The organism is Saccharibacillus deserti (assembly GCF_013618475.1).
In the GTDB taxonomy this organism is placed as follows: domain Bacteria; phylum Bacillota; class Bacilli; order Paenibacillales; family Paenibacillaceae; genus Saccharibacillus; species Saccharibacillus deserti.
The window spans coordinates 190,632-213,743 of sequence record NZ_JABJVN010000001.1 but is presented as its reverse complement, the minus strand read 5'-3'; the positions used below and the strand labels follow the sequence as shown (position 1 = coordinate 213,743).

Sequence of the window (23,112 nt, the reverse complement as noted above, 5' to 3'; positions counted from 1 at the left end):
TTAGACGGGAAAACGAAGGGAATCCTCCGATAATCTTCCCCGGCTCGCAGCAAGAGCGCCGAAGCTTCGCTCCGGCGCTCTTGCTTACCTATGACGCTTCTATTCGAGGAAATCCTTGAGCCGCTTACTTCGGCTTGGATGCCGCAGCTTGCGCAGCGCCTTGGCTTCGATCTGGCGAATCCGTTCGCGCGTCACCCCGAACACTTTGCCCACTTCTTCGAGTGTGCGTGTTCGTCCGTCGTCCAGGCCGAAGCGCAGACGGAGCACATTTTCTTCGCGGTCCGTCAGCGTGTCGAGCACATCTTCGAGCTGTTCTTTTAACAGCTCGTAGGCAGCGGCGTCGGCCGGGGCCAACGCTTCCTGGTCTTCGATAAAGTCGCCGAGGTGCGAATCGTCTTCTTCGCCGATCGGCGTCTCGAGCGATACCGGTTCTTGGGCAATCTTCATGATTTCGCGCACTTTCTCTACGCTGAGTTCCATCTCGGCGGCAATCTCTTCCGGCGATGGTTCGCGGCCGTATTCCTGCAGCAGCTGCCGGGAGACCCGGATCAGCTTGTTGATCGTCTCGACCATGTGCACCGGAATCCGAATCGTCCGGGCCTGGTCGGCGATCGCCCGGGTAATGGCCTGACGAATCCACCAGGTCGCATACGTACTGAACTTGTAGCCCTTTTTGTAATCGAACTTTTCTACGGCTTTGATGAGACCCATATTGCCTTCCTGGATCAGATCCAGGAACAGCATGCCCCGTCCGACATAACGCTTGGCGATGCTGACGACCAGGCGAAGATTCGCTTCCGCCAGACGCCGTTTGGCCTCCTCGTCGCCGTCTTCGATCCGCTTCGCCAAGCCTACTTCATCGTCGGCGGAGAGCAGGGGAACGCGTCCGATTTCTTTGAGATACATCCGTACGGGATCGTTGATTTTGATCCCCGGAGGAAGAGCCATATCATCTTCGAATTCGAACTCCTCGCCGCCTTCCCTTTCGGCCTGCGGGCGGGGACGTTCCTCTTCATCGTCGCTTTCGTCGCTTACTTCGATTCCCAGGTCTCCGAGCTGTTCGTAAAATTCCTCGATCTGCTCGGCGTCCTGGTCGAACGGCGACAGCTTCTCGGCAATTTCTTTGTAGCTCAGATGGGATCTTTTTTTGCCGAGTTCGATCAGCTGTTCTTTCACCTGTTCAAGGGTCAGTTCGCCTTCCAATTCCGTATGTTGCTCGTTCGCCATTCTAGACTCCCTCCTCCCCGGAATTCGAACCTGTGACTCGTTCGTTACTGCCTTTCCAGGGCTATGATTTCACTTGCGATTTGAGCGGCGAGCAGGAAATCACCGTCTTTCTCGGCACGTATCATGGCTTCGCGCTTCTGCTCGATACCGCTGCCGCGAAGAGTGGTCTGCTTGCGGACTTCGCGGATACAATCGTTAAGAACCTGTTCGTTCCATTCTCGCGAACCTTCCATCATCGCGATGGCGCTGACGATCTTCTCCAACTTTTCGTCCTGCAGCGAAGCAATGAAGCGGCTGCTGTCAGGCTCGCGGTCCTGCGCATAAAAAGCGTACAGATAAGCGGCGATCGCGGCGTGCTCCGGCGTATTGAACTCATCGCCCAGACGCGCCGCCACATAATCGGCGGCCTGCCGATCCTGAAGCATCAGATACAGAAGCCGGCGTTCGGCAGCCTGGTGGGCGGGCAGCAGGTTCCGGTCGGGACGGGCTCTTCGCTCCTGCGGAAAAAAGTCTTCTTCCGTATGGGCATAATTCCCTCCGCCGAAATTGCCTTTTTTGACATAGCCGCCTTTGTTCGCGTAATCGCCGCGTCCGCGGCCTTTGCCGCCGGACGATCCGGGACGTCCTCCCTGTTGGGGCCCGGAGTAAGCCGGACCCGGATCTTCTTGTCCCGGCGCGGGGCGGCTGTGTTCCTGACGGATCAGGTTGCTGTCCTGTTTGAGACTGTCAAACGAAATATCGACTTCCGTCGACAGTTCGCGCAGGTACACTTCCCGTTCCGTCGGAGAATTCAAGGCCGCGATAATCGGCAGGGCCGCTTTGGTGTAATCGAGGCGGCCGCCTTCTTCGGAGAGCTTGTAACCCCGCCGCAGATTGACCAAACGGAATTTGGTGGTCGAAGCCGCGTCTTCCACAATCTGACGCACAAAACGCTCCGACCCGTTCGAACGGATATAGTCGTCCGGATCCACTCCTGGCGGCAGCATCGCGATCTTCACTTTAAGTCCCGCCTGCTCGAGAATCGGAATACTTTTAAGCGCCGCATTCTGACCGGCATTGTCGCCGTCGTAGCAGACAAGCACTTCGTCCGCCGTCGTCTTGATCATGGCGGCATGCTGATCGGTCAACGAAGTCCCCATGGTGGCGACTCCGTTACGCACGCCCGCTTCCCAAGCCGCAATGACGTCGCCGTATCCTTCGAACAGTACGGCCTGCCGCTGTTTGCGGATCGCGCTTCTCGCCTGGTCGAAATTGTACAGTACCCGGCTTTTGTTAAACAGCCGGCTTTCCGGCGAATTCACATATTTCGGATGCCCGTCACCCAGAATCCGGCCGGCAAACGCAATCGTTTTGCCGCTGCGATTCGCTATCGGAAACATGATCCGGCCCCGGAAACGATCGACATAACCGTCGCCGCTTTGTCTGGCCGAAATCAATCCGCCTTTTTCCATCTCCGCCAGATCGAATGAACGTTTGTCCAGAAACTGGACAAGCGTATCCCAACGATCCGGCGCAAATCCGATCCGGAAATGATCGATCAGCTTGTCGCCGATTCCGCGTGCTCGCAGGTATTCCAGTGCGGGAAGTCCGTGTTCGGTGTTTTTCAACAAAAAATGATAGAATTTCTCGCTCCATTCGTAAGCCTGAAGGAGACGTCCGGTTTCCCGGTCCTGAGGCGACTCTGCTTTTGCGCCCGGGTTCTGGAAAGGGATATGCGACTCTTCTGCCATAATCTTCACGGCTTCGGGGAAGGATAGTCCTTCGATTTCCATCCTGAATTTGATGGCGTTGCCCCCCATGCCGCAGCCATAGCAGTAAAAAATTTGGCGATCCGGCGTCACCGTAAAAGAAGGGGTCTTTTCGGAATGGAACGGGCACAGGCCTTTCATGTACTTCCCCTGCTTGGTCAGATGAACGTATCTGCCCACCGTTTCGACGATATCGTGCTGATGCAGCACTGCATCAATCGTTTCCTCCGGAATATTTCCGTATTCCGTACTCATCATAACCACCTTCTAATGAAAATAATATTCGCTAAACTTACGCCTTCTCCTGCAAATCATGCAAAAGTTTTAAACATTTTTCCGAAAAAGCCTCCCGGTCTTCCGCCGTGAACTTTTTGGGTCCTTTGGTTCTTCCTCCGCCCCGGCGCACTTTCGCGCTGATATGTCGGCGGTCGAGCAGAAATTCGATATTGTCCGCATCGTATACGACGCCGCGCTCCGAAAGCGCATAAGCGCGCTTTGCAAGGACCAATGCAGCTAGGCCGTAATCCTGGGTAATCACCAGATCGCCCGCGCGCAGATGATTGACGATATACAAATCGGCGCTTTCTTTGCCCGGGTCCACCCGTACAATGCGTACATTGTCGGCTTCGCGCAGCACATGATCGTACGAAGAAACCATGACGACCGATACGCCGGCGATTCGGGCGGCGCGTTTGATCTCTTCCTTGACCGGGCAGGCATCGGCATCCACCAAAATCCGCATGCCCTGCGATTGCGTTGCGGGCTCCATGAGATCCTCCTTTTCGCCGGAAGAGGCAGTGTTTCTCCGCCTGCTCCAATCCCTATGCGAAAAAGGAATTTCCCCGACAGAGAAACGAATGCGCCGGCGCTTGTTCTACGCTCGGATCCAGCTCTCTGTACGGGAAATATTCCGTGTCGGTTATTTATTCAACTGCTTGTGCAAAACCTGCAAAAGCCGGTCCGTTTACTGCCAGACCAACCTGCCGAAATCGGCGAAACGTTTGAGATCCCCGTCGATCGCCGCAAGCAGCGCAAGACGGTTGGCCCGTACGTTTTCGTTCTCTGCCATAACCATTACCCGGTCGAAGAACGTTGTAATCGGCTGAGCCAGCCCAGACAATGCCGTCAATTCGGCTTCGGCGGCATCTGCGTATCCCTTGCCCTGAGCCCATGTACCGCGCTGTCTCTGCAGCAGCCGCCACGCTTCGAAGAGCTCGCGTTCCGCTTCGCCTTCGAACAGGTCGGGATTCACTTCGCCGCCGGAGGCTTTTGAAGCCAGATTGCCCGTTCGGGTGAACGATTCGACCGTCAATTTGAAGTTGTTTTCGCTCGTTACTGCGTTCATCAATGCTTTGCCCCGCGCAACAACGGCCGGAATATCGCCGAAGCCGGCCGCGATGGCCGCGTCGACCACATCGTAGCGCAGTGTCTCCGAGAGCAGTTTTTTGATCCGCAGTTCGAAGAAATCATGCAGGTCTTTACGAATCTCTTCAGGCGTGCGCTTCAGGTTGCCCGCCTGCTCATGTACGGCGATAGACAGGTCGAACAGCTGCTCAAGCGTCAGATCCAGCTTGTGATCGAGCAGGATCTGCACGATGCCCGCAGCTTGGCGGCGCAGGGCGTAAGGATCCTGCGAGCCGGTCGGGATAATGCCGATTCCGAAGAATCCGACGACGGCATCCAGTTTGTCGGCCAGACTGACCACCGATCCCACGATGGAAGCCGGTACCGATTCGCCGGCAAAGCGCGGCTGGTAATGTTCGAATACCGCGCGGGCGACCGATTCGTTTTCTCCGGCTTTGCGCGCGTAGTCTTCGCCCATGACGCCCTGGAGTTCAGGGAATTCGTAGACCATCTGGGTCACAAGATCGAATTTGCAGATGTCGGCGGCACGGCTGACATCCTGGGCATCTTCGCTGTCCAGCTGAAGCAGCGAAGCGATCTTGTCCGCCGTCTGACGGATTCGGCGCACTTTGTCGCCGGTGCTGCCCAGATCTTCGTGGAATACGACGTTCTCAAGCTTCGAAAGCGCGTCCTTGATCGGCATCTTCTGATCTTCTTCATAGAAGAATTTCGCATCCGACAACCGGGCGCGCAGTACTTTTTCATTGCCTTTTGCGATAACGTCAAGCGATCTGGCATCCCCGTTTCGCACGGTTACGAAGAACGGAAGCAGCTTGCCTTCGGCGTCCAGAACCGGGAAATAGCGCTGATGCTCTCTCATCGACGTGATCAGTACGTCTTGGGGAATGTTCAGGAACGATTCTTCGAATGTACCGAACAAAGCCGTAGGCGTCTCCACGAGGAACAGAACTTCTTCCAGCAGATCGTCCTTGATCGCGATATTCCAGTTTTTCTCTTCGGCCAGATCGCGAATCTGCTGCAGGATCAGCGCTTCGCGCTCCTCCACGTTCGCCATGACATGCTGGGCACGGAGCGCTTCGACGTAATCGGAAGCTTGGGCGATCGAAGTCTCGGTACCGAGGAAACGGTGTCCGCGCGTGATGCGTCCCGCGTGAACATCGGTGATCTCGAAAGGTACGACTTCCTGGCCGAACAGCGCGACCATCCAACGGATCGGACGGACGAACTTGAAATCGTAAGCTCCCCAGCGCATATTTTTCGGGAAATTCAACGAAGCGATAATGCTCTTGAGTCCTTCCGGCAGCAGAGCGGACGCTTCCTGACCGTTCAGGCTTTTGGTTGCATAGACATATTCTACGCCGCCGGCTTCCTTGAACGTAAAGTCGCTCGCTTCCACACCCTGGCTGCGCGCAAAGCCCAAAGCGGCTTTGGTCCATTCTCCGCTGTCGTTCTGCGCGATTTTGCGGGAAGGTCCTTTTACTTCTTCGCTGACGTCCTCCTGCTTCTCCGCAACGCCGTGCGCCAACACGGCCAGACGGCGGGGAGTCGCGTAAGCTTCTACTTTATCGTAGCTCAGACGCGACGCGTCCAGCCATTTTTCCGTTTTCTCGCGCAGCTGATTCATTGCGGCGCGCAGGAAGCGGGCCGGTACTTCTTCAAGACCGATTTCGAGCAGCAGATCTTTTGCCATTACGCTTCCTCTCCTTTCTTGATCAACGGGAAGCCGAGCTTCTCACGCTCTTCCACATAAGACGCAGCCACTTTGCGTGCCAGATTGCGCACTCTCGTAATATAGCCGGTCCGTTCCGTTACGCTGATCGCGCCCCGTGCGTCGAGCAGGTTGAACGTATGCGAACATTTCAGCACATAATCGTAAGCCGGGAATACCAGATTGGCTTCCACCGCGCGTGCCGCTTCCTGCTCGTACATATTGAACAGCGTGAACAGCATTTTGACGTCCGACAATTCGAACGTGTATTTGGAATGCTCGTACTCCGCTTGACGATAAACGTCGCCGTATGTCATGCCTTCCACATATTCCAGATCGAATACGTTCTCCTTATCCTGGATATAGGAAGCCAGACGCTCCATACCGTACGTGATCTCGACCGCAACCGGATGGGTTTCGAGACCGCCGACCTGCTGGAAGTAAGTGAACTGGGTAATTTCCATACCGTCCAGCCATACTTCCCAGCCGAGGCCCGCACAGCCGAGTGTCGGATTCTCCCAGTTATCTTCGACAAAGCGGATATCGTGGACCAAAGGATCGACGCCGAGCGCTTTGAGACTTTCAAGGTACAACTCCTGGATATTGTCCGGAGACGGCTTGATAATCACCTGGAACTGATGATGCTGATACAACCGGTTCGGGTTTTCTCCGTAACGGCCGTCGGAAGGACGACGCGACGGTTCGACATAAGCCACTTTCCACGGCTCCGGTCCCAGCGACCGAAGATACGTCATCGGGTTCATCGTACCTGCGCCTTTTTCCGTGTCGTACGGCTGCGCGTTAATACATCCCTGATCCGCCCAGAATTTCTGAAGCGTCAGGATCATGCCTTGAAAATTCATAAAAACACCCCTTTGCAAAATGGATCGGCAGACCGGAAGGCAGCTGTTTGCCTATATGAGAGTACGCAAAAAACTCCCGTCCGTACGCCTGGTTCGACAGACGTAGGGACGAGAGTTTCCGTGCCATGACCAAGATGCCCGGCATCTCCGATCTGCACCGGCTCGCTGACGGCGGCAGACGCTTCTTGCGAAACGCCAGGCCTACCCGATCAACAAAACGTCTCCCGCGGTTCCACCCTACTTGAATGCGCGGCTCCGACTTGCGGACGCGGTTCGCATTCCTCTTTTCCGTACGCTTCGTGTGTCGCACGCTCCCGGAAATGCCTGTACGCACAGAAAATCGGCCGGCCGGGCTTGCACTGTCCCCGGTTCGCTGAAGCTTGGCCTTGTTTTTCATCTGCGCGTTTTCCGTTCAACGCTGCTGCGAAACATTCAGCAATCTTTCTTTATTGTAAGACCCGGATTGTTATTTGTCAAAGCCGTACTGGTCGAGCTGATCGAGAAACCGTTTGGACTTCAGGTTTATGCCGATATGTTCGCGCATGAGCGCTTCCATCACTTTTTTGAGTTCGGTTTTGGTCTCGGGCTTGACGTCCACGTTGCCGAGCCGGCGAAGATCAAGCTTGGCAAAGATCCGCAGCAGCGAGAGCGTCCGTGCCGTAACGGGAACCGCATAAGGATCGGCCGCCCGAAAAGGCAGGCTCAACACGCCGCCCAGACGCGGACTGATCAGCGCATCGCCTTCGATCGGACGCTGGCTGGACGTGCAGATGTCGAGCTGGGGTCCATACCCCGACGCCTGAAGCATCTTCATCTCGAACAGCCGCATCATCACCTCGGGGTCTTTGCCTTCTCGCATGCCCGTTAAAAATGCCTGCAGCTGTTCGAACCAAAAACTGCCGGTATCTTCATCCTGCAGCGCACGATCGATCAGTTCGCAGGCATAAGCGCCGTGGGCGGCGAGCACCAGATCTTCCCGCAGCTTGTGGTTCGATTCGTAGATTTCTCCGTCATTCAGCGTACCCAGGCCGCTTCCGCCCCGGAAAAAGCTGAATACGCCGTACGTAAAAGGCTGGGTCAGCGAACCGTGGCGGCTTTTGAGCTTTTTCGCTCCGCGGACCATTACGCCTACCTTGCCATGCGTTTGGGTACACAGCGTGATAATCTTGTTCGTCTCCCCGTAGTCCATCGCCCGAATTACAATTCCTTCGAGACGGTACAGCATCCTAGACGTCCCGGTGGAAGCCCAGGTCGCGCAGAACCCGATCCTGGTTGCGCCAGTCTTTCTTCACTTTGACCCACAGTTCCAGGAATATCTTCGAACCCAGCAGGTTCTCGATATCCTGACGCGCGCGCTTGCCCACTTCTTTGAGCATGGCTCCCTGCTTGCCGATCACGATCCCTTTCTGCGAATCGCGTTCCACGAAAATAACCGCGCCTACGTAAACGATGCCGTTATCCTGCACTTTCATGTCTTCGATGGTCACGGCGATCGAGTGCGGCACTTCTTCGCGCGTCATCTGCAGAATCTTCTCGCGAATCAGCTCGGCGATGACGAACTGCTCCGGATGGTCCGTAATCTGGTCGGCCGGGTAATACTGCGGGCCTTCCGGCAAATATTTGCCCAGCTGTTCCATCAGCGTATTCACGTTGTTGCCGAATTTGGCGGAGATCGGAATCACTTCCGCGAACTCGTACAGTTTGCGATACGTCTCGATCAGCGGCAGCAGCGCTTCCGGCTCGATCAGATCGATCTTGTTCATAATCAGGAATACCGGCGTCTTGATCTTGCCGAGCTGTTCGATAATATAACGGTCGCCCCCGCCGATGCCTTCCGAAGCGTCGACCAGGAACATGGCCGCTTCCACTTCGCCCAGCGTGTTCAGCGCCGTGTTGTTCATGAAATCGCCCAACTTCGATTGGCGTTTGTGAATACCCGGCGTATCGAGGAACACGATCTGTTTCCCTTCTCCCGTGTACACCCCGTGAATCTTGTTCCGCGTTGTCTGCGGTTTGTCGGACATGATCGCGATCTTTTGTCCGATAATCTGGTTCATCAGCGTCGACTTGCCGACATTGGGACGGCCGACGATTGCGACGAATCCGGATTTAAAGCCTTTTTTGCTCTCCATCATATTCCTCCTCTTGGTGTCTTGTTGCCGGTACGCATTCCCGACCGAAACTTACGGTTTGTCCAGATCCCACGGGCCGAACGCATCCGGAAGCAGTTCACGGATGGTCGTCTCGCGAATATCGCCTCTCATATTGCTCAACACCACGGGCATATCGGGCCTGCACAGCTCGACCATAACCTGACGGCAGACGCCGCACGGCGCAATCGGGCCGTCGGTATCTCCGACTACCGCCAGCATCGTAAAACTGCCCGGACGGTGTCCGTCCGCTACCGCACGAAAAAGCGCCGTACGTTCGGCACAGTTCGAAGGTCCATAAGCCGCATTTTCGATATTGCATCCGTGATGAACGTGTCCGTTCTCATCCAGCAGCGCCGCTCCTACTTTAAAGCCTGAATACGGCACATAAGCCTGTGCCCGCGCTTTTATCGCTTCCTGAATCAGTATCGCTGCATCCATTCGCGCTCGTTCCCCTCTCGGTATCCACTCTTATCGGGTGCATTCTATTGTACATCCGCTTGCCGTTTACAGCCAGCCCCAGTCTCGCGCCAGTTGAAGCAGCGGCGGCACAAAAACAATCAGGCCGATCAAAGCGGCAAAAAGCGCGGAAGCCAAAACGGCTCCTGCAGCGGCATCTTTGGCTTTTTTGGCCATCGGGTGAATCCGTTCTCCGACCGTCAGATTGACGGCCGCTTCGACGGCCGTATTCATCAGCTCGGCCGACAGCACAAGACCGATCGCCAAACAGAGCAGTCCCCAATCGAGACGGGGAACGCGCAGCAGCGCACCGAGAAGCAGTACAGCCGCGCACAGCGCCAGATGCACTTTGAAATTCCGTTCCGTCGAAGCCGTTGCCCGGACACCGTCCCAGGCATTCCGGAATACGTCTCCCCAAGTGCGCCGTTTATCCATCAGCGCGTCAGCCCGATTTTTTGCAGCGCCGCTTCCTGCTTGCCTATCATTTCCGCTTCTTCTTCGGGCGTCTGATGATCGTAACCGAGCAGATGCAGGAATCCGTGCACGAACAGGAAGCCGAGCTCGCGCTCGACCGAATGCCCGTAATCTTCGCTTTGCGCAATCGCACGCGGAACCGAAATAATGATATCTCCCAGCATTTCTTCGAACTCCGGCTCGTCTTGCGCTTGCGCTTGGTAGACGATATCAGGTTCTTCTCCGTTCGATTCACGCATGGCAAAAGACAACACATCGGTCGGACGGTCGATATCGCGGAACTCTCTGTTCAGCCGATGAATTTCTTCGTCGTCGACAAAGGTCAGTGCGACTTCCCCGTTTGGGACCTGCTCCGTTTGACCCACCGTTTCGAGCAGAAGGCGCAGCTGCCCGACCAGCGTTTCTTCGATCTCGTATCGATCTTGTTCGTTGCTCCATTCCAGTCGCAGACTCATGCTTCAATTCTCCTTTGTCTTGGGCTTGACCTCTTCGGGATATTCGATCCGCGAATGGAAGATTCCCATTACGGCTTCTTTGAGCGTCTTGGAGACCACATCCAGCTCTTTGAGCGTAATATCGCACTCGTTGAACTGCTGGTCGTCCAGGCGGCTTTTGATGATCTTGCCGATCATCGATTCCACTTGATCGATTGTCGGTTTATGCAGGGAGCGTACCGCCGCTTCGACGCTGTCCGCAATGCCGACCACGGCCGCTTCTTTCGATTGGGCTTTCGGTCCGGGATAGCGGAATTCCGCTTCCGTGAAGTCAGGCTCGACGCCTCGCTCCTCTGCCAACTTCAGCGCTTTTTGATAGAAAAAGTACAGGAAAGTCGTCCCGTGATGCTGCTCCGCGATATCCCGAATCCGCTTGGGCAGTTTGTACTCTTTTAACATTTCCACACCGTCGCGCGCATGGGCCACGATAATCGACTTGCTCAGTTTGGGATCGATGGAATCGTGCGGGTTTTCGATATTATTCTGATTTTCGATAAAGTAACTTGGACGTTTGGTCTTGCCGATATCATGATAATACGAACCGACCCGGCACAGCAGGCCGTCCGCTCCGATCGCTTCGGCGGCCGCTTCCGACAGATTGCCGACCATGACGCTGTGATGATAGGTTCCCGGCGTCTCGATCAGCAGTTTGCGCAGCAGCGGGTGGTTCGGATTCGACAGCTCGACAAGCTTGAGCGCCGACAAAATGCCGAAGGTCACTTCAAAGAACGGCATCAGCCCGATCGCGAGAATAGCGGTCAGCAGGCCTGCGGCCAATGCGAAAGCGACCGGATACAAAATGGTGCTGCGCCCCGGATCGGCATCTCCGATCAGGGAAAGCGCCAGTACCGTCATCGCTCCGAATAAACTGACCATGATCCCCGCTTTGAGGATCGTGGAACGCTGGCTGGCCCGATGGACCGTGAAGATGGCGGCATACGAAACGACCAGCGTATAAAAGCCGAAATGGAAATCGAAAATATCGCTGCCCGTCTGTCCCGCATTCAGTACAATACTGGCCAGCACCGAAAAAATAACGGCGCTGAAATAAGCGAATGAGTTATTCAGCAGCAGCGTGATCAGCGTACAGCCGATCGCCACAGGCGCCAAATAGCCGACATACCGCGACGTATCGCTCTGAACGAGCGCCGTCAAATGCATCGCAATCAGCATGATAAAGTAGATCAGTACAATCATCAGCAGCTGGGGATTGCCGTATTGGAAAGCACTTCCGCTCTGGCGGGTAAACAGGAACATCCCGAGTGCCAGAAGTCCCGACAGAAGAAGCAGCCCCAACTGAGGCCAATAATTGATCTCCGTCTTCAGCATGTCGTTCTCCTTGAGGAGATTGTACATGTCCTGGGTAATCATCTCGCCGCGCTGCACGAGTACCTCGCCTTGTTCGATATAGACCGTTTCGGTATTTTCGCGGGCCTGCACCGCAGCTTCCTTGGTCGCTTCTTCGTCATAAAAACGGTTGGGCGTAATCGAAAGCTTGATCAGCTCCTGAACCACCTCGCGCGAGGTACGGTCGGTCAGCGTACTGCGGCTGACAAATTCCGCAACCTGGGCACGGGCCGTCTGCGCATCGGTCACCTGGTCGCTCATCAGACGCGACACGATCTCGGTCGCTTCCGATTTCATCTGCTGGATTTGCACCGGACTCAGGGCCGGGATTTTGTAGAAGGTTTCTTCGGGAATATCGTATTCCTGTTCGCTGACCCGGGTACGGACCTCCTGCAGCAGCGCGGAAGAATACGCTCCGCTGCTGCCGCTGTTGCGGATAGAGTTGGCCATGAACTGTCCGACTTTCTGGGGCAGTTCTTCCCGGTAGATCTCAATCTTGTTCGCATCCGTCAGCTGATCGTCCTGATTCAGGGTATCGATCCGGTCGAGCAGCTGGCTGACCAGCATATCGTTTCGCAGCGGCACGATCCGGTACGTCTGCTGAACTTTGTCCGCCGCCTCTTCCTGGGCCTGCAGCGTCGCTTTGCTGTTGGGAATCTGTGCCGGAGCCAGAATTTCCTTGTCGCTTGGCATATTGACCTGAATATCGTATTTCTCGGGCAGCAGTTTGGAAGCCAACCCGATATAGAACATCAGCGTCAGCAGGGCGAACAACGACAGTTTGAAAACGCCGCTGTTCTTCCAGCCGGAAAGCTTGGGATCGGCTTTTCTTTTCCATTTTTCTTTTGAAGCCATATGGAAGAACCTCCGGTATTAGACTGCTGGGTTTATTCGATGCTTTCCGCCGCTTTCTCGTAAGCCACGATGATCTTCTGCACGATCGAATGGCGGACGACATCTTCCTGGGCAAACGTCACAAAGCCGATATCGGAAATTTCGTTCAGGATCAGACGGGCTTCGACCAGACCGGATTTTTTGCCGCGCGGCAGATCGATCTGCGTCACGTCGCCCGTAATGACCATCTTCGAACCGAACCCGATCCGGGTCAGGAACATTTTCATCTGTTCCGGCGTCGTGTTCTGCGCTTCGTCCAAAATAATAAACGAGTCGTCCAATGTGCGGCCGCGCATGTAGGCAAGCGGCGCAATCTCGATCAATCCCCGCTCCAGCGCTTTGGCCACCTGTTCGGTGCCCATCACATCATACAGCGCATCATACAGCGGCCGCAGGTAAGGATCCACTTTTTCCTGCAGATCGCCCGGCAGGAATCCCAGACTTTCTCCCGCCTCGACAGCCGGACGCGTCAGTACGATTCGCTTGACCAGCCCTTCTTTAAGCGCGGTTACAGCCAATACGACAGCCAAATATGTTTTGCCGGTACCGGCAGGACCGATACCGAACACGATGTCTTTTTTCTTGATTGTCGTGACGTAATGCTTCTGACCGATCGTTTTGGGACGAATCGGCTTGCCGCGGAACGTCAGCGCAATCTCTCCTTTGAACAAGTCGAGCAGTTGATCGGCGCGGAATTCCTTGGCCAGATCCAGAGCGTACTGGACGTCGCGTTCGGTCAGGTTGTACCCGTTGCGCACCAACTGAAGAAGCACGTCGAACAGCTGCTCCAATTGATCCGTCTCCTGTTGGGGTCCGTGTATACCGATTTCTTCTTCACGGCTGTCGATCCGGGCCTCGAATTGACGTTCGATCAGTTTCAAGTACGTATCCTGCGGACCAAACAGGGCCAATCCCTCTCCCGCGTTATGCAGCGGAATCTTGATGCTTCTCGTCTGTTCTGTCAAAAGCTCTCAGTCTCCTTAATCGATATAATTTTCCGTCTTCGGCACCTGTTCCGGTGCCCGGTATACGGCCGGATGCCGGGTTAAGTGTTCTTATTCCTCAACTTTACCATTCTAAGAGTTCCCATGCAAAAGATTTCGGCAGGGTTTTCTTCGCTCCGCGAGCGCAAAAAGCCGGCCTTTTCCGTCGATGACGGAAAAGGCCGGCAGCCTGCCGTCCATATGCGCAGACCAGGCGGCATTACCTGCGTCCGGAAGAGTACGGTTTTCTCGAACGCGGCGCTCCGAGAATTTCCGCCCATAAAACACCTTTGCGCAGATCATTCGCCGTAGGCTTGGCAAACAGCTGTGCGGTCGGAAGCGCCGGCGCGGACGTTTCCTTGTGCGAAACCTGACGATAGGAAGCGGCCGTTTGCGGCCGGTTCCCGGTTCCCCGGCTAGTGGTGCGGTCCGTTTCGCGCACCGCGTTCGGTACGCTTGGGTTACGCCGCTGCGTCGCCCGGCTTTCCCGCAGTCTTTTCTCGATTTCCTCGTGCATCTGACGGGCAGCCTGTTCAAGGTCGGTCCGCCCCGTCCGTTCGTCCAGACGCTTCTCCGATTCCGCTCTGCGGACATCGGCCCGGCTATCGGTAGGCAGAGGCTCTCGTCCGAACGGGGAGCGGCGACCCGTTTCTTCGGCCGGGAGCGAAGGCGCCGCCGACCTACTCTGCGCGGAAGCTCCTCGTCCGCCAAACGGCTCGGCTCCTCTATCCGGCCTGCCTTTTTTTTTGCTGAATACCGAGAACAGGGCTCCTACGATGATGACAACAATAAAGAGGTTGCTCGCGATCCATTCCAAGAACTGGGGCATTTCATCCCCTCCTGTTCTGCCTGATTACTTGTTCGGATCCTGCTTATCGACATGGGTGACGTTTATGCCGCCGAGCGACCCGCGCATTTCCGTATCGGCTTCCAGATTTTTCATGTTCAGATAATCCATTACGCCGAGTTTGCCGTTGCGCAGCGCTTCGGCCATAGCAATCGGCACTTCCGATTCGGCTTCGACGACGCGCGCTCTCATCTCGACAACGCGTGCGTTCATTTCCTGCTCTTCCGCTACCGCCATCGCGCGGCGTTCTTCGGCTTTTGCCTGGGCAATCCGCTTATCGGCTTCCGCCTGCTCGGTTTGCAGGAACGCGCCGATATTCTTGCCGACATCCACGTCCGCGATATCGATCGAGAGAATCTCGAATGCCGTGCCGGCATCCAGACCTTTTTCAAGGACGGTACGGGAAATCTTGTCCGGATTCTCCAGAACTTCCTTATGCGTGTCACTGGAACCTACAGTCGTGACAATCCCTTCGCCGACACGCGCGATAATGGTCTCTTCGCCGGCACCGCCGACGAGTCGGTCGATGTTCGCGCGTACCGTAACCCGTGCGATAACGACGACTTCGATCCCGTTTCGGGCAACGGCCGATACGCTCGGCGTCTCGATGACGCGCGGATTAACGCTCATTTGTACGGCCTGCAGCACATCGCGGCCTGCCAGATCGATAGCTGCGGCCCGTTCGAATTCCAACGGAATATTGGCTCGGTGTGCCGCGATGAGAGCATTGACGACCCGGTCGACGTTACCGCCTGCCAGATAGTGACTCTCGAGCTGATTGATGGTCAGGGTCAAACCGGCTTTGTGCGCTTTGATCATCGGATTGACGATCCGGGCCGGCGTAACGCGGCGCAGACGCATGGCAACCAGAGTGATAATGCTGATGCGCAGACCCGAAGCCAGCGCCGAAATCCACAAGGCCACCGGGAAAAAACTGAAGAAAATGCTCAAAAGAACAATGCCCACTACTACGATCAGCAGCGGAGTAATCCAGGCTGCTTCTGCCATAAGTACCCCTCCAAATTTAGAATCCAAACCCGCGGCACCGGTTCTTCGCCGGCTGCGCCCGCTTGAATTCTTTTATGTTGTTCCGATTGCTGTCGGTCGAACCGTTTCCCAAAAGGTCAGATCGGTTCGATCGGACCGAGTCCGCTGTGCCATTTCTCCTGCACGACGACCCGGCCCCCTTCGGTCTTGACGATCACAACCGCTTTATCCCGTTCGATAAAACCGCCTTCGCTGACGACGTCTACCCGTTCGCCGTCGATCAGGACCGTGCCCGACGGGCGAAGAGGCGTCAGAGTCACCGCGTCGCGGCCCACCAGTTCAAAGCGCGTCACCGCGGAGTTGTAGCCGGCTTCCGACGTCAAACTGTCTTTCAGAATAAAACGGTTCCAAACTCCGCGTTCCTTGAATACGAACACGACGATGCCTACCGCCGCCGCGGCCAATACGAAAGCGATCCCGAGCGTTTGCAAGGCGTGTCCCGTTGCCCATGCCGCCATAACCACTCCTCCTATCAGAGAGCCTCCTCCGAGCAGGCCCAGTATCCCGAAACTCGGCAGGAACACTTCAAGGGCCATCAAGACAATGCCTACCGCGAACAGCAGCCAAACGTAAGGTCCGGCCAAGTCTTGAAACGTGCTTCCGAAAAAGTACAGAATAAACGCGCTTACTCCGAGCACTCCCGGAAAAATAAGTCCCGGCACGAGCAGCTCGATCAGGACACCGGCAAATCCGATAAACAGCAGAAGCGTCAGCATGACCGGCGTCGTCAGAAAGGCCGACACGCTCGACAGCAGTCCGGCCTGCGCCGGCAGACCGTAACTTGTTTCGGAAATTCCCGCGGCAGCCGCCGTCGAGACGAAAGACGTGCAGGCGATCAGCGGAATGCCGACCATCCACACCAGTCCCCACAGCGCAGCGGCAAAACCTACCCACCACTTGGATCCCGTTTGTCTAAGCATCCAATCCCCTCCTTTTCCTGAATTGACTTTCCCGACACCGGAAGTTTCCAACGCGTTCCCTCTGTTTGATCTGCACAAAAAGCTAAATTCTCTCACCCTTTATATACGTCCATTTTCGCCCGGCGTTTCAAAAAAGTCCCGGTTTCGCAAAAAAAATCGGCGCGCAGCAAAAACACCCTTCCGGAAAACCGGAAAGGTGCTCGTTCGCTCGTTTATTGCAGGTACTGCTGAACCACTTGGTTAACCAACTTCCCGTCGGCGCGTCCTTTGACTTTCGGCATCAGCGCGGCCATGACTTTGCCCATATCGGCTTTGGAAGAAGCACCGGTTTCCTGGATGGTCTGCTGTACAATGGATTTAACTTCTTCTTCAGCAAGCTGAGCGGGAAGGTATTCAGCAACAATAGCGATTTCGGCTTCGACAGTCTCAGCCAAATCGTCACGACCTGCTTTTTGAAATTCTTGGAGGGAATCTTTGCGCTGTTTGATTTCACGACTCAGAATATCAAGCACTTCTGCGTCATCCAAAGTTCGCTTCAAATCGATCTCTTGGTTCTTGACCGTTGCGCGAATCATTCGTATGGTCGAAAGTTTGAATTTATCCTTACTCCGCATGGCTTGTTTCATATCTTCGTTCAATCGTTCGCTAAGATTCATAAAAAATAAATCCTCCTACTAGTGATGTGTTTGCTGTCGAAAGCTCGACAAAAAAACGCCAAAACACATCTTAGAACTTTCTTTTGCGAGCAGCCTCAGACTTTTTCTTGCGCTTTACGCTCGGCTTCTCATAATGCTTGCGCTTTTTGACTTCCGCCAACACGCCGTCTTTTGCAATAGAGCGTTTAAAGCGGCGAAGAGCAGCATCAATAGTCTCATTTTTGCGAACTTTAGTTTCAGACACCAGTTTCCCCTCCCTCCGACCACACCGTCCAAGAGCATAACACGGTTAATCAACTTTCATTATAGGCGAATGTTAAAGTCGATGTCAATGCTTATAAAAAAGTCTGTGCAGATAAGATTAACGTGCGGCTGGATGCGCTTCCGGTGGCCTACGGCTGTTAAAAACCGGGAGAATTAGCCTTGCAGAAAGTTCGATTCCCGGGCAAACGCCCCAATGTTTCTTGGACTGCCGCAGATCCGTCCGCTTCTTTACTGATGCGATCCGGAAATTCCCGTCAGCGCCCCGAGCTTGGCTCCGCCGAGCAGATGAAAATGCAGATGGGACACCGTTTGTCCTCCGTCGGCACCGCAGTTGTTGATCAGGCGGTACCCGCTCTCCGCGATACCGAGCTCTGCGGCCAGCTGCACGGCTACACGATGAATTTCGCCGATCACGGCCAGATCTTCGTCGGCAATTTCGTTCAGCGACGGAATCGGCTTTTTGGGTACGATCAGCACATGGACGGGAGCCGCCGGCTGAATGTCGTGGAAAGCGTAGATCCGCTCGTTCTCGAACACTTTCTGGCTTGGAATGCTGCCTTCGATAATTTTCGTGAAAATCGTCTCGCTCATGGTCGGTTCCTCCTTGGAATGGCTGCTGCCCGGCGGCGCATACAAACTGCCGCCGGCAGACCGCGCGAAATATTCGTATAAGAAAAAGAGGCCCGATTCGCTTGGCCCGATTGCTGTATCCATTGTACCGGCAATTCGACAAAAAAACAAAAAAAAGAAGCACCCGGCAAATCCCAACGGGATCTGCTTGCTTGAACGGCAATTCGGGGCAAACGCACAGGACGTTTGGCCGGATTGCGGGTCGGGGTACTCCTCATATGATGTCGGCTGACTGTATTATAACAAGCCGTTGAATCTGTCTCTGTGATCCTAATCACGATCTTTGGACTACATTTTTTCCAATACGACCCTGGAGCCTGCACCGGCATGATCCGCAGGCTGGACGATCAGACGGCGCGGCAGACGCGCACGCAGTTCCTGGACGTGGCTGATCACCCCGACCGACAGCCGATCGTTGTGCAGATGTTCGAGCGAGGTAATCACGGTATCCAGCAGCTCGGGATCCAGCGTACCGAATCCTTCGTCGAGGAAAAAGAACTGCAGCGGGTATTCGCCGCGAAGCTGGATCTGGGCCGACAGCGCAAGCGCAAGCGACAGCGACGTCAGGAAAGTCTCTCCTCCCGACAGCGTGGAGACCGGCCGGCGAACGCCTCCGTTGGCATCGTCGCAGACGACAAACCCGCCGCCGGAATCGACTTCCAGCGAATAACGCTGCTTGGTCAGAAAACGCAGACGGCTGGAAGCGGCGCGGCTGATCTGGATCAACTGCTCTTCGGCCACGTACTCGACGAACGCATTGCCGCGGAAACAGGTCTGGAGCTTCGACAGCCGTTCCGACTCGGCGGCCGCTTCGGTCCGCAGGAGCTCAAGCTCGGTCCAGCGCCCGTGTCTGGCCGACACATCTTCAAGGTCTCGCAGCGCCCGGGCTTTGCCGGCCAGCGCTTCTTCGTCCAGCAGACGGGCTTCTTCCAGGCGGGCCAGGCAGGCCTGCCACTCTTCCTCCGACAGTTCTTCCCCGCCGAGCAGCTTCTCCAGTTCGCGCAGCCTCGCGGACAATTCGCTTTCCCGTTCCCGATGGGCTTGGACAAGCCGCTCCGCTTCGCGGATTTCCGCATCGTCCATCCGTGCGGCTTCCACTTCTTCGGCATTCGGGAACAGGGAGTCCGACAAAGCCGCATTCCAGCCCGTTTCGGCCGACGCCCGGTGTTCGGCCGCAGAAACGGCCGCCTGATCGGCCGCGGCGGAAGCGTTGGCGGCCGTCTGCCAAGCTTCCCGCGCCGCTTCGAGCGCTTCGCGAGCCGCCGCCGCCGCCGCGCGGAGCGCCGTCAGATTCCCGGATACTTCGCGCAGCAGGTCGGCCGCGGAAGAACCTCCGGATACATCGCGCAGGCGCAGCTCTTTCTCCTGCAGCAGCTCTGCCCGCCCCTGGGCATGCGCCGTAAACCGAACCAGCTCCTGCTGCGCTTGCGAAGCGGCTTCTTCATGCGATTTCAGCGCTTCTTCCATGCTTCGGATCACCGGTCCGCTCTTGTCCAGCCTGCGCTTCAATTCTTCGGCCTGCGTATCGCGGCGGCGGATTTCTTCCCGCCGCCGCCCGAGATCTTCCCGCCGCAGGGCGGCGAACGAAGAGTTCCACCGCTGCTCCGATTCCGACAAGCGCCGCTCCAGCTCCGTCAGGCGCTCTTCGGCGCGCGTACGCTGGCGCGAAGCGGCATCCTGCCGCGCGCGCGGCGCTTCGGCTCCGCGGACGGCGGAGGCCAGAGCCCGTTCGCTTTCGCGCGAATCTGCTTCGAGCCGCGCGGACTCGCGCTCGAAGCGTTCGGCCGCGGCCTGCAGGCGGATCCATTCGGCCGCGCAGGCCTGCGGCGAAGCCGTTGGGCTCGCATCTTCGGGCGAGCCGGAGTTCCGCGCGGTCGAAGGCGCGGAACGGTCTGCGGGTTCGGACGCGAAGCCGAACCCGGGCTCCGCCGGTTCTTCGGCGGAGCCGCCCGGCGTCTGCGCCAGTTCTTCGCGCAGACGCCGGGCCAGTTTCCCGGCGCCCTGCCGCAGGCCGGCGGCGGCGAGGCGCAGCCCGCGCGCGTCTGCCTGCAGGGCGCGCAGCGGTTCAAGTTCAGCCGCGGCCGAAGCGGCGGAAAGATCTTCGGCCGCAGGCAGGGGATGATGCACAGAGCCGCAGACCAGGCAGGGTTCGCCGTCCGTCAAGGCATGCGCCAGTTCGGCGGCCATCCGGCGATTGGCGGCTTCCCGGTCGGCCTGCTCCAGGCGCATTTCTTCGGCTGCGGCCGCTTCGATCAGCGCCGCCAGTTCCAGATCGAACAGGCCAAGGGCTTCTTCATGCGCGGAAGCCTGCTCGGCCGCTGCGCGAAGCCTTTCCCGGCCTTCGCGCTCCAAACGCCGGCCCGAAGCCAGATCGGCAGCCGCTTCGTTTTCCTGGCGCTGCGCTTCTTCCAGATCGCGGCGGATCTCGGGGAGCTGCGATTCCAGAGCGGCGATGGCATCCGCCAGCCGACCGGCCTCTTCCAATTCGGTCCGGTCGGCACTTCGCACTTCGCAGCTGTCGAGCTGCTGCTGCAGTTCGGCGCGAAGCTCCGCCGCTTTCTCCAGCTTGCGCCGAAGTTCATCCGCCTCGGCGCGCGCCCGCTCCAGACTCGAAGCCGCCGCTTCGCGGCCGCTTTCCAGCCGCACGCTTTCTTCGCGCAGCCCGATCAGCTCGCGCTCCAGTTGAAGCGCCTGCTCCAGCTCCGCCGTCCGCCGAAGCAGCTTCGGCTCTTCCGCTCCCAGCCCTTCGCGCGCGGCGGCTTCCGCCGACACGGCCGAGTCCGCACGCGCACGGGCGGACTCGAGTTCGCTTTTGAGCCGCTTCGCCCCGGACTCGCGTTCTTCCGAATGCGCGGCGGCCATCCGGAAACGTTCCAGCGCCGGCAGAAGGGCCGCCGACGCTCGCGCACGCTCCGTGCGCGCCTGCAGTTCGCGGACGGCATCGCCGCGTTCCTGCAGCCGGGCGAGCGCCGCCGAAATTTCGCGGCGTTCGCCCGCCCGTTCGCGCACGCGCGAGAACCGGCCGTGTTCCTCGGCCGCCGCATCGAGTGCTTTACGCCGGGCGTCCGCCGATTTGTCGGCTTGTTCCAGAGCAGCCTTCGCTTCTTTCACCGCTTGAGCCGAAGCCAGACCCAGCCCCTGCTGCTCGGCTTCCAAAGCGCGCAGCGCCGATTCCGTTTCGCGGGCACGGCGGCTCAACTTTTGGATCAGACGGTCCCCGTACTGTTCCAAGTGAAACAGTCGTTGAAGCATCTGCCGGCGGTCGCTGCCTTTGAGCGACAGGAATTCCGCGAATTTCCCCTGCGGCAGTACGACGGCCCGGGTGAAATCGTCCATTTTCAAGCCGATCCGTTCTTCTACCGCTTTGGTGACTTCCGCCAGCTTGTCGGCTACGACTTCGTCGCCTTCCGGTTTCACCTCGACAAACCGGCTCAGCGTGTTGCTGACCGACACTTCCCCGGTCCGCTTGAAGCGCCGCTCCACCCGAAATCGGCGTACGCCGGCCGAAGATTCCAGTTCGAAGGTAAAAGCGACATACAGCGTGTCTTCCGAATGGTTCATGATCCCCTGCGTACCGCCGTAAGCCCGCTCCACTTTTCCGTACATCGCCAGCGTGATCGCATCGAGCACCGTCGATTTGCCGCTTCCCGTCGGGCCGAAAATTCCGAACAGTCCCGTTTCGCACAGTTCGGTGAAGTCGATCTCCTGCGCTTCGCGGTAACTTTGCAGACCGGACAATCTGAGCGTAATCGGCTTCATTCGGATTCTCCCCCTTCCGCATGTTCCCGCTCGTCGGCAGCAAGTTCCATAAACAGCGAGATCAGAGCGTCGTCCGGTTCCGCTCCCCCGGTCTGCCTGCGGTAGAAGGTCTTGAACAGTTCATGCATCGGCAGACGGACCCGTTCTTCGGGCATATCCGCCTGCTCCAGCTGCGGATACACGGGGCGAATATGTACCAGGCCGTCGCAGGCACGCCGCAGCGATTGAATATCGCTTAAGGCCATCGCTTCGGTCAGCGTAATTCTCAAATCGATAAACGCACCGGCATCCCGACCTTCGTCCAACCAACCGCGTACCTGACCGAGACCTTCTTTCGCGTTCCATTCCACCAGCTGACGTCCGCAGGACAAATAAATTTCTTGCAGCTTCGCCTCGCCGCCCGGTTCGATATCCATCAGCATCACCGATTTGGTCTGTCCCGCTTCCGAGAAACTGTAGGCAATCGGCGAACCGCTGTAGCGGATTATGCCTTCTCCTTTGACGATCTGCGGACGATGCAGATGTCCCAGCGCCGTATACTGCGCTCCGCAGGCCAGCGCCGACGGATCGACGGTGTAGGCCCCTCCGACCTGGATCGGCCGTTCGGAATCGCATTCCAGCCCGCCGAGTACATAAATATGGCTCATCGCCAGATTGACGGTACGCGGCGAGAAGCCGGCCGCAAGCTTGCGCATCAGCAGCCCGACTCTCTCGCTGTAAGCTTTGCGCAGCAAATTTTCGTCCGTTCCGTCAAGCGTCAGCAGCTCGTTCAATCGGGCTTCGGACGGATAAGGCAGTGCCGCGATCACGGCCTGTTCGCCCGTGCGCGCCACGTTCAATTTCAAAGCCTGTTCAGTCGGTAGTCCCACAAGCGAAATTCCGCTGCCCTGGACAAGCGGATGGACCGAAGCCACCCGTTCCGGATGGTCGTGGTTGCCTGCAATCGCCGCCAGCAGACAGCCTTCCGCCCGGATTCGGGCCGCTCCTTCGTAGAAAAGCTGTTCGGCTGCCGCCGGAGGATTTACCGTATCGTATACGTCCCCCGCCATCAGAATCAGATCCACTTTTTCCCCGCGCACAATATCGACCAGCTCGTCCATGAATTTTTCTTGTTCTTCGAATCGGCTCCGGCCTTCCAGTGTCTTGCCCAGATGCCAGTCCGCCGTATGCAGCACGCGCATGTTTCGCGCCCCTTCCCGTATTCATTCCCCATCCGATCGGTTTACCCCAAAAAATAAATGCCGGCTCCTGTTCGAGCCGGCTTTGTCAAAGACGCA

The 23,112-nt window shown here is 57.1% G+C and carries 20 protein-coding genes; all 20 read right to left on the bottom strand.

Going from position 1 to position 23,112, the window contains the following annotated elements; all coding sequences use genetic code 11:
• Window positions 1-99 precede the first annotated feature (99 nt).
• Window positions 100-1,227, bottom strand: coding sequence for an RNA polymerase sigma factor RpoD (rpoD, locus tag HOP44_RS00940; RefSeq protein WP_172249750.1), 1,128 nt, complete (start codon window positions 1,225-1,227; stop codon window positions 100-102).
• Between the two features lie 44 nt (window positions 1,228-1,271).
• Complete coding sequence (gene dnaG / locus HOP44_RS00935; protein ID WP_172251483.1) at window positions 1,272-3,230, bottom strand: DNA primase; 1,959 nt, start codon at window positions 3,228-3,230, stop codon at window positions 1,272-1,274.
• A 37-nt stretch (window positions 3,231-3,267) separates the two neighbouring features.
• Window positions 3,268-3,744, bottom strand: a complete 477-nt coding sequence (locus HOP44_RS00930; RefSeq protein ID WP_172249748.1) for a YaiI/YqxD family protein — start codon at window positions 3,742-3,744, stop codon at window positions 3,268-3,270.
• 195 nt (window positions 3,745-3,939) lie between these two features.
• Complete coding sequence (gene glyS, locus HOP44_RS00925) at window positions 3,940-6,030, bottom strand: glycine--tRNA ligase subunit beta (protein ID WP_172249746.1); 2,091 nt, start codon at window positions 6,028-6,030, stop codon at window positions 3,940-3,942.
• Window positions 6,030-6,911, bottom strand: a complete 882-nt coding sequence (glyQ, locus tag HOP44_RS00920; RefSeq protein ID WP_172194115.1) for a glycine--tRNA ligase subunit alpha — start codon at window positions 6,909-6,911, stop codon at window positions 6,030-6,032. Before glyQ ends, glyS begins: the two co-directional genes overlap by 1 nt.
• Window positions 6,912-7,377: 466 nt before the next feature.
• On the bottom strand, window positions 7,378-8,136 hold the full coding sequence (gene recO, locus HOP44_RS00915) for a DNA repair protein RecO (RefSeq protein WP_172249744.1): 759 nt from the start codon (window positions 8,134-8,136) through the stop codon (window positions 7,378-7,380).
• A gap of 1 nt (window position 8,137) precedes the next feature.
• Complete coding sequence (gene era / locus HOP44_RS00910) at window positions 8,138-9,043, bottom strand: GTPase Era (RefSeq protein WP_172249742.1); 906 nt, start codon at window positions 9,041-9,043, stop codon at window positions 8,138-8,140.
• Between the two features lie 51 nt (window positions 9,044-9,094).
• The gene (cdd, locus tag HOP44_RS00905; protein ID WP_172249740.1) at window positions 9,095-9,502 is read right to left on the bottom strand and encodes a cytidine deaminase; all 408 of its coding nucleotides are present in this window, start codon (window positions 9,500-9,502) and stop codon (window positions 9,095-9,097) included.
• Window positions 9,503-9,568: 66 nt separating this feature from the next.
• Window positions 9,569-9,955, bottom strand: a complete 387-nt coding sequence (locus HOP44_RS00900; protein WP_172249738.1) for a diacylglycerol kinase family protein — start codon at window positions 9,953-9,955, stop codon at window positions 9,569-9,571.
• The gene (gene ybeY / locus HOP44_RS00895; protein WP_172249736.1) at window positions 9,955-10,449 is read right to left on the bottom strand and encodes an rRNA maturation RNase YbeY; all 495 of its coding nucleotides are present in this window, start codon (window positions 10,447-10,449) and stop codon (window positions 9,955-9,957) included. The genes HOP44_RS00900 and ybeY overlap by 1 nt, the downstream gene beginning before the upstream one ends.
• 3 nt (window positions 10,450-10,452) lie before the next feature.
• A complete protein-coding gene (locus HOP44_RS00890; RefSeq protein ID WP_172249734.1) occupies window positions 10,453-12,690 on the bottom strand; it encodes an HD family phosphohydrolase in 2,238 nt (745 codons plus the stop codon).
• A gap of 32 nt (window positions 12,691-12,722) precedes the next feature.
• Window positions 12,723-13,694: a PhoH family protein gene (locus tag HOP44_RS00885; protein ID WP_172194109.1), complete on the bottom strand. Its 972-nt coding sequence runs from the start codon at window positions 13,692-13,694 to the stop codon at window positions 12,723-12,725.
• Between the two features lie 238 nt (window positions 13,695-13,932).
• Window positions 13,933-14,541 (bottom strand): hypothetical protein, encoded by a 609-nt coding sequence (locus HOP44_RS00880; RefSeq protein WP_172249732.1) that lies wholly within the window; start codon window positions 14,539-14,541, stop codon window positions 13,933-13,935.
• Window positions 14,542-14,565: 24 nt separating this feature from the next.
• Window positions 14,566-15,567 (bottom strand): flotillin-like protein FloA, encoded by a 1,002-nt coding sequence (floA, locus tag HOP44_RS00875; RefSeq protein ID WP_172249730.1) that lies wholly within the window; start codon window positions 15,565-15,567, stop codon window positions 14,566-14,568.
• 116 nt (window positions 15,568-15,683) lie between these two features.
• Window positions 15,684-16,526, bottom strand: a complete 843-nt coding sequence (locus HOP44_RS00870; protein ID WP_172249728.1) for an NfeD family protein — start codon at window positions 16,524-16,526, stop codon at window positions 15,684-15,686.
• 212 nt (window positions 16,527-16,738) lie between these two features.
• Window positions 16,739-17,182 carry a GatB/YqeY domain-containing protein gene (locus HOP44_RS00865; RefSeq protein ID WP_172194105.1) on the bottom strand — a complete coding sequence of 148 codons (444 nt, stop codon included), beginning with the start codon at window positions 17,180-17,182 and terminating at the stop codon, window positions 16,739-16,741.
• A gap of 70 nt (window positions 17,183-17,252) precedes the next feature.
• Window positions 17,253-17,426, bottom strand: coding sequence for a 30S ribosomal protein S21 (gene rpsU, locus HOP44_RS00860; RefSeq protein WP_005547957.1), 174 nt, complete (start codon window positions 17,424-17,426; stop codon window positions 17,253-17,255).
• A gap of 248 nt (window positions 17,427-17,674) precedes the next feature.
• On the bottom strand, window positions 17,675-18,037 hold the full coding sequence (locus HOP44_RS00855; protein WP_172249726.1) for a histidine triad nucleotide-binding protein: 363 nt from the start codon (window positions 18,035-18,037) through the stop codon (window positions 17,675-17,677).
• Between the two features lie 327 nt (window positions 18,038-18,364).
• A complete protein-coding gene (locus HOP44_RS00850; protein ID WP_172249724.1) occupies window positions 18,365-21,835 on the bottom strand; it encodes an AAA family ATPase in 3,471 nt (1,156 codons plus the stop codon).
• Window positions 21,832-23,016 (bottom strand): exonuclease SbcCD subunit D, encoded by a 1,185-nt coding sequence (locus HOP44_RS00845; protein WP_172249722.1) that lies wholly within the window; start codon window positions 23,014-23,016, stop codon window positions 21,832-21,834. Before HOP44_RS00845 ends, HOP44_RS00850 begins: the two co-directional genes overlap by 4 nt.
• Window positions 23,017-23,112 lie beyond the last annotated feature (96 nt).